Source organism: Umezakia ovalisporum Ak1311 (assembly GCF_029891685.1).
In the GTDB taxonomy this organism is placed as follows: domain Bacteria; phylum Cyanobacteriota; class Cyanobacteriia; order Cyanobacteriales; family Nostocaceae; genus Umezakia; species Umezakia ovalisporum.
The window spans coordinates 47,414-59,529 of the sequence record NZ_JANQDJ010000083.1 but is presented as its reverse complement, the minus strand read 5'-3'; the positions used below and the strand labels follow the sequence as shown (position 1 = coordinate 59,529).

Sequence of the window (12,116 nt, the reverse complement as noted above, 5' to 3'; positions counted from 1 at the left end):
GTTACAGCCTTCTAGGTAAGATGAAGCTAATCCGTGGGTGTACCAAGAAGTGACGAAGGTTGTACCGGTTAGCCAACCGCCTAATGCTAAGTAAGCGCAGGGGAATAATAATATCCCTGACCAGCCTACGAATACAAAGCGATCGCGTTTTAACCAGTCGTCTAGTACGTCAAACCACCCTCTTGTACTGGGGGCGCGCCCAACTGCGATGGTCATTAGAAAGAATCTCCAAATGTTTATAAGTACAGTTCCGCTCACAGAGCAGCTTGTTACAGCCCTTTGTGTGCAGAGATTTTACTAGATTGTCAGTTTAGTTTACAAATTTTTACTGACTCTCATAATTATAAGGGCAAATCGTTAATTTTTCCACTAAATTCTTGATTTAGTCATTAGTCATTAGTCAATAAAAAGTGACAATCTTTGCTCCCGCTTTATCCTGCCTGCTTCCTGGCTTATTCCCCAATCTCTCATGGCTAACGCTAAAATGAGTCCTACAGTTATGTTTCACTAATCCTAAATGTTTACCATTGACTTAAGTATCAGAAATACTGCTTTTCCCATATCAGTACAACGTAAGTCAGCAGAAGATGCTGAAGCTATCTATCAGCTAATTTTGGCAGCCATGGGATCAGGTAACCCTGACATCGTGGAACTTAAGTGTGAGGGTAAAACAGACAAGAAAATTGCTGTTCGTGCCAGCGAAATTTCTGGGATACAGATTGTTCAGAAAGATGGTGCAACTACGAGTAGCGGTAGATCACCAGGCTTTTTTGCAGTTTCAGCTGAATAAATAAGGTATAAAAATGTCAGAAGTTGGCATTGAGGTCAAGGATTTACATTTTAGTTGGCCTAATGGGGCGAAGGCAATCCAATCTTGCTCTCTAGAAGTGCCTGTGGGTGAATTTTGGATGCTTCTCGGTACCAATGGCAGCGGCAAATCTACATTACTCAGACTACTGGCTGGACTATTAGCTCCGCAGTCCGGTCAAATCAAGGTTTTAGAACCCGTTGGCTTTGTCTTTCAAAATCCTGATCATCAATTAGTGATGCCAACTGTTGGTGCTGACGTGGCTTTTGGTCTTGTGCAAGAAAAGTTACCCCCTGGTACGGTGAGGAAAAGAGTAGAGGAGGCGATGGAGTCCGTCAATTTGTCTGCCCTGCAACTACGCCCGATTTATGCTCTGAGTGGTGGACAAAAACAACGAGTGGCGATCGCAGGTGCCATCGCACGGCGTTGTGAAATTTTACTATTAGATGAACCCACAGCCCTACTTGACCCAGATAGCCAATTAGACCTAGTGGCTGGTGTCCGTCGCCTGGTCAAAAGTCGTGGTATTACAGCCCTGTGGGTAACTCATCGCCTAGACGAGTTGAATTATTGTGACGGTGCTTTATTACTAGAAAAAGGCTGTTTGATAGACAAGGGTGAACCTCAACGTCTTAAACAACGTTTGATGACAATGAATAATCAAAGTTCTTAAACACCTATTTTCTCCCATGCCTTTTTCTGAATAATTACTAACAATAGAAACGCGCCTGATTGAGGCGCTTTTCTATTTGGTCAAGGTTTTTCCACTCAAATTGGATGATCTGATCCTATTTTTTAGTGCTTTGTAACATAGAGTTACAGGTAATGCTTCAATTACTATGGGAGTTATGAATGGATTTTGTTAACTCTAGATAACTGTGATTAAAAACCATGCCTCGTTCATTATTCCCAGCCGTCTTGTTAGTAGACGGCTACAACATAATTGGTGCTTGGCCCTGCCTGAAAAAAACCCGTGATGATTTAGGATTGGAGGCCGCACGCTGGGAACTAGTGGAAACAATGACTAGTTACAGCTCATTTCAAGGTTATGAAACTCAAATAGTTTTTGATGCCCAATATCATAAAGCCCCTACTAATCAAGAAATTATCACAGAATTCCTATCAGTTCATTACACAGATTTTGGGCAAACAGCTGACACTTATATTGAAAAATCCTGTGCATCTATGCGCCACCAAAGAGCCCAATCTTTGATTAGTCGCGTGATTGTTGCTACTTCAGATCGCGCACAACAGTTGATGGTACAGGGCTATGGTGCTGAATGGCTGTCGGCACAACAACTGTGCAGCGAGGTGGAAAGCACAGTTTGTCAGATGCAACATAAATATCAAAAACGCAAACAATCCAAAGGTAGGTTCTTGGCTAACTCCATTGATGCCAAAGCGCGACAACGACTGGCTGAATTACGAAGGGGTCCATAGTATACCCAGCATACAAAAGCCTCTAACCACCCACCAGTGGGGGTTTTGGCTGCCATGTTATGAGCACTAAATAGGGACTAAAAAAAAGTTTTGTAAAACACTTGCCAAATCCTATGTGTTAGACTTATGATAATAACTTGTGAGCAGTCCTCAGTAGCTCAGTGGTAGAGCGATCGACTGTTAATCGATTGGTCGCTGGTTCGAATCCAGCCTGGGGAGTTTAACAAAGACTGCGGAGTATCCTACCATAAGCAAAGCAAGGTAGGTGTGCGTAGCACAGAGATTGTCAGGTGCATCCCTTGTGGATGTCCAAACCGTCTCTAAAAAAGATCCAAATGCGGCATTCAATATTAGAAAAGATAAGGCGAAGGTCTCATTTGAGACCTTTGCCCATGAGTACAGAAGCCTAAACCCCAGCGTGGTTGGTTCAGGTAGTTCACTTATGAAACACCACACTCACCAGGGGTAGAAAAGCTAAGAGAAAAATATTCCAAAACTGCCAGTTAATTTCTGGAGTGGGTTCTGGCGGTGCTAATAAAGCCTCTATTCTCTGTTCTAACCGTAACTTGCCGCCAATAGTCCCTAAAGCTGCACAGCAAACTTCTGATGATACATTGTTGCTACTCACCACTAACAGCAATGACTCTGCTAGTAGCAAAGGGTCTACTCTTGAAGCAGCGTAACTGTCAGCACGTAATTCTCGCAAAGCTAATAGTTCTTCCCACAGAAAATCTGTATTTGGTAACCAAATGCTACAAGCGCGTATCCAACCCAGCCAGAAAAACCAAAATGTGTCTCGGTAATGGTAGTGTCCCTGTTCATGGGCTAGTACGCTCTCCAGATGGGCTGGAGACAGCGTTGCTAGCAGTCCCTGGCTAACTACCAATTCTGGGTGCCAAAAGCCAATTTGTCCCGCAAAAAGCGCATCTGTGCTCAGTAACCGCACTTGTTTATCCCCAACATTTACTAAGGGAGATTTCCGGGCAGATTCCACAGATTGCCAACCTTGTAAAGCCAGGGTAATACATAAAATCGCTAAAAATCCCAGAAAAATTAATGCTACTTCATAGCTCAACCAGCCAGTGTCTATGCCGCCCATTTTTCCCTCAGGCCCCATGCATAGCACAGCCATCCCTGTCATCAAAATTAACAAAGGGGGAAAGACAAATAAAAACAGCGATCGCCGCCACCGAGCATCCCAGCTACCTTGAACATGATGAAGAGAACATCTTAAACTCCAAGCAACTGTTAAAGCAGCCAAAATCATCATCAGATGCATGATTATTATTTCTCCCTGGCTTGACGTGCTGCTTGAATGCGTTTGGCAATGGCTTCTAGTTGGTCGCTGGCGGCTGCATCGAGACTATCAGCAAAGGCAGCGATTACATCAGGATTGCCCACGGCGAGAAATTGTTGTAACTGCTCATGGGCTTTAATTACCTGTGCTTGTTCCTTGGTCAGCTTCGGTAGCCAATAAAATGCTCGTCCCTCTTTGTTGCAAGATAGCCAACCTTTATCAGTGAGCCGACGTAAAACTGTAGTTACAGAAGTATAGGCTAGTTCGCGGTTTGGGTCTGACAGAATGCGATCATGTACATCCTTGACTGTAACTGAACCCAGCTCCCAAATGATGTTCAAAATTTCTGCTTCCAAAGGGCCTAAAGACAATTGTTTTGGGCGGTAGTCAGGTAAAGGTGCCATATTGATTTTGTAGCGAATTTTCAAGGCGGAATGAGGAGATGGCAAAAATTGCTTCTCTATCCTTTTTTCAGATTATCCTTGTTTGTCTTCTCTGACATCAGCTTTCCTATCATCTCAGCATTCCCTGACTTGAAGATACAAGGCTTCATCCCCCACCACAATAACTAGCACAACACTTCACCACAGCCTGTAGTAACCTCGCACATCCAACACTTCATTTTTGTGGATACTTCCCCTGGGAGTCAGTTCTGAGGTTTGATAATCAGAAGTACTCTAGCCCAATGATCAGAAATAGTCTGAACTTTACTGTGATTATGGTAAATGACACCAATTAAAATGTAATCTCGGCAATAGTATTTAAAGCAGGTTTATCCAGCGCGTGAAGCTATTCATATACCACACTCCGGAATTAACTCCCACCGACAAAACTCCAGACTGCGCGATCGCAGTTGACGTTTTGCGAGCTACTAGCACAATAGCCACTGTTTTAGCATCTGGAGGCGAAGCTGTGCAAGCCTTCAGCGATTTAGATCAGCTAATTGCGGTCAGCGAAAAATGGCCACCGGAAAAACGACTGCGAGCCGGAGAGCGCGGCGGCGCTAAAGTCGCTGGTTTTGAATTGGGTAACTCTCCCCTTGATTGCACAAGGGAAGTAGTGGAGGGGCGGCGATTATTTATCAGCACCACCAATGGAACTCGCGCCTTACAACGAATACAACACTCTCCAAGTGTACTGGCCGCAGCCTTGATTAATCGAGGGGCCGTGGTGCGATATCTCCTAGAGAAACAGCCAGACACTGTGTGGATTGTCGGTTCCGGTTGGGAAGGCAGTTTTTCTTTAGAAGATACAGTTTGTGCTGGGGCCATCGCTCACAGTATAATCGAAAAGTCCCAAATTTCCCCAGATGAATTAGCCGGTAACGATGAAGTCATTAGTGCGATCGCTCTGTACTCACAATGGCAAAATGACTTATTGGGATTGTTCCACCATGCCAGTCACGGCAAAAGGTTGTTACGTCTTGAATCACACGAAGATTTAAAATATTGCGCTCAAACCGATATTTTAGATGTCTTGCCAATACAGCAAGAACCGGGGGTTTTAAAAGGTCAATAAATAATTACAAGTTTATTTTTTCTGCTTAAAAATGCCCCCTTCTAGATTAAATTCTAGAAAGGGGTATATTCATCAAAGCGAAAGCGTCTTAAATGTTAATAATATTTGCCATAAAAATTCAACTTAGCCCTCATAAATAAATCCCCTAGTATTAGTACCAGGGGTAAAAGTTCCTAATTAAGTTAAGTGAGTGGAAATATTAGCTAGCACTAGTCAAAAGTAACTCTAGTTGTTCTGACCGATGTATTCTCACTTGATTATCATCGTCAACATCAGCAATGGCTGTAACACCATCGGCAATTTCTCCGCATAGCATTGCTTCCGCCAGAGGATCTTCTAGCAAGCGCATAATAGCCCGGCGTAACGGTCTAGCACCGTAACTGGGGCTATAACCTTCTTCTACTACGCGGTCTTTAAAGCGTTCTGTCACCTCTAAAATAATTCCACTTTCAGTCAAACGGCTAGCAACCTCACGGAGCATAATATCCGCAATTTGTTTGACTTCATCTTTAGAAAGCTGGGTGAAGACGATAATATCATCCAAGCGGTTGAGAAACTCAGGACGGAAGTAAGCCTTCATTTCGTCATTCACTAGAGTACGAATGCGGCTGTAGCTAGCATTGGCTTGAGTATCGAACTCAAAGCCTAAACCACCACCACCTTTTTCAATTACCTTAGAACCAATATTGGAAGTCAGAATGATCAGCGTGTTTTTGAAATCCACTTTCCGACCTTTGGAGTCCGTCAGATGTCCATCATCCAACAGTTGCAACAGCATATTAAATACATCAGGGTGCGCTTTTTCGATTTCGTCGAAGAGCAGCACTGAGTATGGTCTGCGCCGCACAGCTTCCGTGAGTTGACCCCCTTCTTCGTATCCTACGTAACCAGGAGGTGAACCAATGAGTTTGGAAACCGTATGTCCTTCCATGTATTCGGACATATCCAGGCGAATCAAGGCTTCTTCAGCACCAAAGAAGTAAGATGCCAAGGACTTGGCCAATTCTGTTTTACCAACTCCCGTAGGCCCGGAGAAAATAAAACTAGCAATGGGGCGATGGGGATTTTTTAACCCTACCCTGGCTCGACGGATAGCACGAGATACAGCTGTAACTGCTTGCTCTTGACCAACCAACCGTTCGTGCAGTGTGTCTTCCAGGTGTAAGAGTAACTCTGACTCAGATTCAGTGAGTTTGTTCACTGGTACACCTGTCCAAGAAGCAACAATTTGAGCAATGTCTTCCTCATCCACAATGGGAGACTTGACAAATTGTTGATTTTGTGAATTGGCTGGCAATTGTGCCTCCAGTTTCATTTCCTCGTCGCGGAGTTGTCCTGCTCTCTCAAAATTCTGGACTCTGACTGCCTCCTGTTTAGCTTTAGTCACATTGGCCAATTGCTGCTTGAGTTCTTGATTTGCATAAATCCGCGAGTAACGCAACCGCACACGAGAACCAGCTTCATCAATCAGGTCAATTGCTTTATCTGGTAAAAAGCGATCGCTAATGTAACGGTCTGACAACTCCGCTGCTGCTACAACAGCTTCATCAGAAATGTGTACTTTGTGGTGCTGCTCATAAGCGCTCCGCAAACCGTAGAGAATGTCAATAGTTTCTTGTACCGAGGGTTCCCCCACCAGGACTGATTGGAAACGACGCTCTAAAGCAGCATCACGCTCGATATGCTGACGATACTCATTTAAGGTGGTAGCACCAATACACTGGAGTTGACCCCGTGCTAAAGCGGGTTTGAGGATATTTGCTGCATCTAAGCCTCCTTCCGTACCACCAGCACCAACCAAGGTGTGAACTTCGTCAATCACCAGAATGATATTGCCGGCAGTACGGACTTCTTCCACAATCTTCTTAATGCGTTCCTCAAAGTCCCCACGAAAACGAGTTCCAGATACCAACAGACCCATATCAAGGCTGATTACTTGTTTATCTAGCAGAACTTCTGGAGCATCCTGATGGACAATACGTTGGGCTAGACCTTCTGCGATCGCAGTTTTACCAACTCCCGGTTCACCAATCAACACAGGATTGTTCTTTGTCCGCCGACCGAGAATTTGAATGGTACGCTCAATTTCTTTTTCTCGACCAACTACAGGGTCAAGTTTACCTTCTTGGGCTAATTTAGTCAGGTTTCTACCAAATTCCTCTATACTCAGGTTTTGGGTGCCCTTGGTACTACTACCCCTGCTAGCGAAAACTGAGCCACCTTCACCTAGCCTGCGGATCACGCTGGTACGGATATTTTGCAGGTCAACCCCCAAATTTTGTAGCACTTTGGCGGCTACACCTTCACCAGCGTCAGTCAATCCTAAGAGTAAGTGTTCAGTGTTGATGTAGTTGTGTCCCAGACTATTAGCTTCTCTAAACGATTGCTCAAATAAGCTTTTCACCTTGGGAGTAAAAGGAATTTCTGGTGGTACAAAACCAGAACCTTTGCCGATAATTTTTTCAACTTCGCGCCGTGCTTCCTTAAGAGTTACACCCAATTCGGCCAGCACTTTAGCAGCAACCCCAGTCCCTTCTCCAATTAAACCCAGGAGAATTTGTTCAGTTCCTACAAAATTGTGTCCCAGGCGACGTGCTTCCTCCTGGGCTAACATAATTACTTTAATCGCTTCGGAAGTGAAGTGTTCAAACATAGCGGGTTCTTGCTCCCTTGCTGCTTGGGCTTTGGGTGAGCTAATTCTTCACCCTTATTTAAACTTTTTTGTATTTTCTTAAAGACAATGTATCTTTATTTAAAGTTGCATGGCAGTAGTGAGAGCCGTATGAGGTGGGGTGTGTTTGCCGTCATCACCAAATTATGGCGCAATAGAAAGGCTGTTTACTCTAGAATTTGGATGATGCAATAATCATACCAAAGGTATAAATCATGTCTGAATTACACGGAAACAAGGATCAACAACATCCCCTTTACAACCGAGATCGTCCCTCTATCAATATTTTACTCGCTCAAGAAGCAACAGACTACAATTTAGCCGAATTAGCGAGATTAAAAATTCGTTATCAAGGCTTTCCAGGGGCCAGAGACATTCAACAAGACCTAGATAAAGTCTTGCAACAGTGGGGTTTGACCGAAGCCGAACTTTTTGAAAAAACTCGCCAGATACATGACGTGGGCGGAGTTTATCAAAGTCGCGGCAAAAAAGAAGAACAAGATTGGAATTAGTCATGAGCCAACCTTATTGATCTAAATTTCTTTGTTCTCCATACTTCCGCAACTGCTTGAGTAGGTTGTCTTGGGATGATCCGGGAACTGCTGGATTAATAATTGCTTGGGGATTTAGTTCAAAAACATCAACCGTAGCAGGTGTGGGTTGAATGTTCAGCCGCTGTTGGGGTGGTTTTGGGGTGGTAATTTCCATCTTGGGTGTGCTAACAGAAGACTTCTTCACGGTTGTTTTATTCACAGGAGACTCTTTAACAGCAGATTTGCTCACAGATGTTTTCAGTGAGTCTAAAGAAGCCGCTACCTTGACTTGTTGCTGCATCTGTCCTGTAGAAGACACCAAGCTACTTAAACCATTTACCAATTGCAACAGATTCTGGCGGAAAGCAGGGTCACCGGTTAATTCGTCTAAATCAGATGTAATTTTTTGGGTATTTTCAAAAGTTACCCGTGCTGAATCTAAGGTTTGCTGCATTAGAACTAGATTCTGGGGGTCAGTTAAAGCTTGAGAAGCGTTGCGTAAATTAGCTGAGGCTTGGGCTGCATTTGCCGAAAGGCTTTCTAAATTCTTGAGTAATTCGCCTTGAGTGAGTTGATTAACCGCAGGTGATAGGCTACTCACCGTCACCCGGAGTTCATTGCTCGTTTCAGTAATATTATTCAAAGCATCAACTAACGAAGTCCGGTTGCTGGTCACTAGTTCATCTAAATTATTCAACAACCGATTAGCTTGATTAGCTGTGGAACTAAATTCACTTGCCGTCGCACCTAATTTATCTACTGTTTTAGTAGCGGATACAGTCAGTTGATTTGTAGCTTGTTGCACTGAATTAGCAGTGCTACCAAATGTACTTAGTTGTTGTTGAAAGCTTCTGCTCAAACCTTGAAAATCCCGACTGAGAGATGCAATATTAGTAGCTGCTACTGTTGAGCTTTCTAAAAGTTGATTCAGTCTTTGATAGAATTGTGGGTCATTGTATGTAATAGCTAAATCTGTAGAACTGCGAATTAGTTCGTCAACACTGATACCAATTTCCCCTTTAAATCGAGAACCATCACAAACAATAATGGTTGGATCGCAATTATTGTCTAGTGGTTTAGCCAGGGCTTCCCCCATGGGTACAGCTTTTTTGGGTGTAATGTCGATAATACTTTCACTAATTAATCCGCTCTGGTTAGCTTCAATTACTGCATCACTGGCAATCATCAAATCAGCTGAACCAATTTCAATTTCCACCTCTACGGCATTTGTCCCTGCTTTAACTTGAGAAATATTACCTACCTTCACACCACGATAGCGAACTGGTGTACCTCTTTGCATACCACCAGCATTAGCGAATTCCACGATAAATTTGTATGAACTACTACTGGCTGTAAATCTATTCAACCAGAGAACAATCATCACAAATGCTCCCAAACCCAGTAGGATCAGCAACCCCACTGAGCCTTCCCTTAGTGTGCGCCTAGACACAAAGCTGTTTGTTGTCATATCTCGCATATCTTTTCTCCATGTACCTAACCAGCTATCTGAATTGGTCCATCCACACTGCCACTGATAAATTGTTGAATCAAGGAATTTTCCGTGTTGTTAATATCACTAACTGTACCTTGCCATTGCACTTTACCTTGATAAAGAAACACTAATCTATCAGCTGTACGGCGAATGGTACTATGTTGGTGGGTAACAATGGCATAAGTACTACAGACTCCTCTTGTCAATTGCAATTGACGAATCAAATCCTCTATTATTGTTGACGCAATCGGATCAAGTCCGGCTGTGGGTTCATCGTAAAGCAAAACCTCTGGCCCCTCTGTGAGACTATCAGGATTAGAAATAATGGCTCTGGCAAAACTCACCCTTTTTCTCATTCCCCCAGATAGTTCAGATGGGTAGAGATGACTAATTCCCGATAAACCCACCATTTCTAATTTTTCTTTCACCAATTCTTGAATACGCCATCGCGGTATCTTTGAATTTTGATAAAGTAAAAAGCCCACGTTTTCATCTACTGTCAACGAATCAAATAACGCCGCCTGTTGAAATACCATACCAATACTAATGCGGTCACTACTGTCCTCAATTAACCCATCCCGTCGTACTCCTTGGATATAAATTTCTCCGCTATCGGGAGCCATTAATCCGGCAATAATTCGTAAGACTGTTGATTTACCAGTTCCTGAAGGTCCAATAATTCCTAATGCTTCCCCCCGATAGATTGTCAAATCTACGTTATCTAAAATCTTATTACTACCAAAAGACTTAGAAACGCCTTTCAGTTCAATTAATGGTTCATTCATTAGTTATTAGTCATGAAAATATGAACTCAGCACTTAATACTCAGAACTCTCAAACTGATGTCATTGTAATTGGTAGCGGTATTGGTGGCTTATGTGCCGCTGGCCTACTGGCTCGTTATGGTAAGCAAGTGATTGTGTGTGAAAGCCACTCAATTCCAGGCGGTGCAGCTCATAGTTTTAGACGACGGGGATTTGAATTTGATTCTGGCCCCTCTTTTTATTGTGGTCTCACAGATGCTCAGAGTTTGAATCCTCTCAAACAAGTTCTTGATGTTCTCGGTGAATCCCTCCAAGCCATACCCTATGATCCATTAGGACATTACCATTTTCCTGAAGCCATTTTTACAGTTTATGGCAATACTGAAAAGTACCTTAATGAACTGCATAAAATCACGCCCCAAGGTGCTCAGGAATTCCAAGACTTTGCAGAACGTTTGTTGGGCTTATACCAAGGGATGAAAGGTATTCCCAGTCTGGCTTTGAGAGCAGATTGGCAAGTGATTTTTGTGTTGATACAACGTTACTTGCCATCTTTGGCGAAAATGTTACCTCACTTGCCACTTGTTCAGTCTTCTGTTGGTAATGTTATGGATGCTACCGTTAAAGACCCTTGGGTACGTCGGCTCATTGATCTAGAATGCTTTTTACTGTCTGGTTTAAAGGCACACGGCACAATTGCCCCAGAAATAGCTTTTATGTTAGGTGAACGTTCCCAAAGTCAAGTTGAGTATCCCCTAGGAGGAAGTGCAGCAATTGTCAATGCTTTGGTGCGGGGTTTAAAACGTTGGGGTGGTAAGTTACGTCTCCGATGTCATGTAGAGCAAATTTTGTTGGAATCCAGTCGAGCTGTGGGTGTAAAGCTCCAAAATGGCGAAATTCTGCAAGGTGCTATGGTCATCTCCAATGCGACGATGTGGGATACCTATAACCACCTCCTACGCCCTCAAGATTTACCTGCATCATATCGCCAAGTTGCATTAGCAACACCTGCTGTGGATAGCTTTATGCATTTACATTTAGGCATCCAAGCAACTGGTTTGGAAAATTTAACCGGACATCATGTGGTAGTTCATAATTCCAATCAAGATATCACCGTACCTGGTAATACTTGCATGATTTCCATTCCCACTGTTTGGGATAGCACTTTAGCACCAGAGGGACACCACGTGGTTCATGCTTACACCTTAGAACCCTTCGCCACATGGCAAAGAAATGACGGGTATGAAGATAAAAAAAGGCAAAAAGCGGAAAATTTATATCGTGCTCTAGAGCGAATTATACCAGATATTCGCCAGCGTGTGGTGTTAGAACTTATTGGTACACCGCTAACTCATGCTCATTATCTCAGACGTTATCAGGGAACTTATGGCCCTGCCATCGCTGCGGGTGAAGCAATGTTTCCCAACACCCAAACGCCGATTAAAAATTTGTATCTTGTTGGTGATAGTACTATGCCAGGAATTGGTGTCCCTGCGGTGGCTGCATCGGGGATTTTATGTGCCAATAGTTTAGTGAACATCCAACAAATGACAGAATTATTAAATTTGTATTAAATATATCCCTTAAGAAAAA

General features: G+C 43.4%; 11 protein-coding genes, 1 tRNA gene and 1 pseudogene. 7 read left to right on the top strand and 6 right to left on the bottom strand.

From position 1 onward, the window contains the following. Positions 1-216: pseudogene (locus NWP25_RS16575) on the bottom strand (photosystem II D2 protein (photosystem q(a) protein)); the annotation flags it as partial. Between the two features lie 301 nt (positions 217-517). Between NWP25_RS16575 and NWP25_RS16570 the strand changes: the two are divergent. From NWP25_RS16570 to NWP25_RS16555, 4 genes are all read left to right on the top strand, one after another. After that, the gene (locus NWP25_RS16570) at positions 518-790 is read left to right on the top strand and encodes a hypothetical protein (protein WP_280657133.1); all 273 of its coding nucleotides are present in this window, start codon (positions 518-520) and stop codon (positions 788-790) included. Positions 791-803: 13 nt separating this feature from the next. Beyond that, the gene (locus NWP25_RS16565; RefSeq protein WP_280657132.1) at positions 804-1,481 is read left to right on the top strand and encodes an ABC transporter ATP-binding protein; all 678 of its coding nucleotides are present in this window, start codon (positions 804-806) and stop codon (positions 1,479-1,481) included. Between the two features lie 218 nt (positions 1,482-1,699). Further along, positions 1,700-2,248 carry an NYN domain-containing protein gene (locus NWP25_RS16560; protein ID WP_280657131.1) on the top strand — a complete coding sequence of 183 codons (549 nt, stop codon included), beginning with the start codon at positions 1,700-1,702 and terminating at the stop codon, positions 2,246-2,248. Positions 2,249-2,395: 147 nt separating this feature from the next. Further along, positions 2,396-2,467, top strand: a tRNA-Asn gene (locus tag NWP25_RS16555). 217 nt (positions 2,468-2,684) lie between these two features. Here NWP25_RS16555 and NWP25_RS16550 read toward each other — a convergent pair. Next, positions 2,685-3,527 (bottom strand): M56 family metallopeptidase, encoded by an 843-nt coding sequence (locus tag NWP25_RS16550; RefSeq protein WP_280657130.1) that lies wholly within the window; start codon positions 3,525-3,527, stop codon positions 2,685-2,687. 5 nt (positions 3,528-3,532) lie between these two features. Continuing rightward, entirely contained in the window at positions 3,533-3,949 is a 417-nt protein-coding gene (locus NWP25_RS16545) for a BlaI/MecI/CopY family transcriptional regulator (protein ID WP_280657134.1), read from the bottom strand. Between the two features lie 379 nt (positions 3,950-4,328). On the opposite strand from NWP25_RS16545, the gene NWP25_RS16540 reads away from it, so the two are divergent. Beyond that, entirely contained in the window at positions 4,329-5,063 is a 735-nt protein-coding gene (locus tag NWP25_RS16540; protein ID WP_280657129.1) for a 2-phosphosulfolactate phosphatase family protein, read from the top strand. 199 nt (positions 5,064-5,262) lie between these two features. On the opposite strand, the gene NWP25_RS16535 is transcribed toward NWP25_RS16540, so the two are convergent. Further along, positions 5,263-7,716 carry an ATP-dependent Clp protease ATP-binding subunit gene (locus NWP25_RS16535; RefSeq protein ID WP_280686555.1) on the bottom strand — a complete coding sequence of 818 codons (2,454 nt, stop codon included), beginning with the start codon at positions 7,714-7,716 and terminating at the stop codon, positions 5,263-5,265. Positions 7,717-7,949: 233 nt separating this feature from the next. Here NWP25_RS16535 and NWP25_RS16530 point away from each other — a divergent pair, with 233 nt between their 5' ends. Beyond that, complete coding sequence (locus NWP25_RS16530) at positions 7,950-8,246, top strand: DUF3288 family protein (protein WP_280657127.1); 297 nt, start codon at positions 7,950-7,952, stop codon at positions 8,244-8,246. A gap of 13 nt (positions 8,247-8,259) precedes the next feature. Here the strand turns inward: NWP25_RS16530 and NWP25_RS16525 are convergent, their stop codons facing one another. Beyond that, complete coding sequence (locus tag NWP25_RS16525) at positions 8,260-9,744, bottom strand: MlaD family protein (RefSeq protein ID WP_280657126.1); 1,485 nt, start codon at positions 9,742-9,744, stop codon at positions 8,260-8,262. Positions 9,745-9,761: 17 nt separating this feature from the next. Continuing rightward, entirely contained in the window at positions 9,762-10,544 is a 783-nt protein-coding gene (locus NWP25_RS16520) for an ABC transporter ATP-binding protein (protein WP_280686553.1), read from the bottom strand. 20 nt (positions 10,545-10,564) lie between these two features. On the opposite strand from NWP25_RS16520, the gene NWP25_RS16515 reads away from it, so the two are divergent. Further along, positions 10,565-12,097 carry a phytoene desaturase family protein gene (locus NWP25_RS16515; protein ID WP_280699818.1) on the top strand — a complete coding sequence of 511 codons (1,533 nt, stop codon included), beginning with the start codon at positions 10,565-10,567 and terminating at the stop codon, positions 12,095-12,097. The last annotated feature ends 19 nt before the right edge of the window (positions 12,098-12,116 follow it).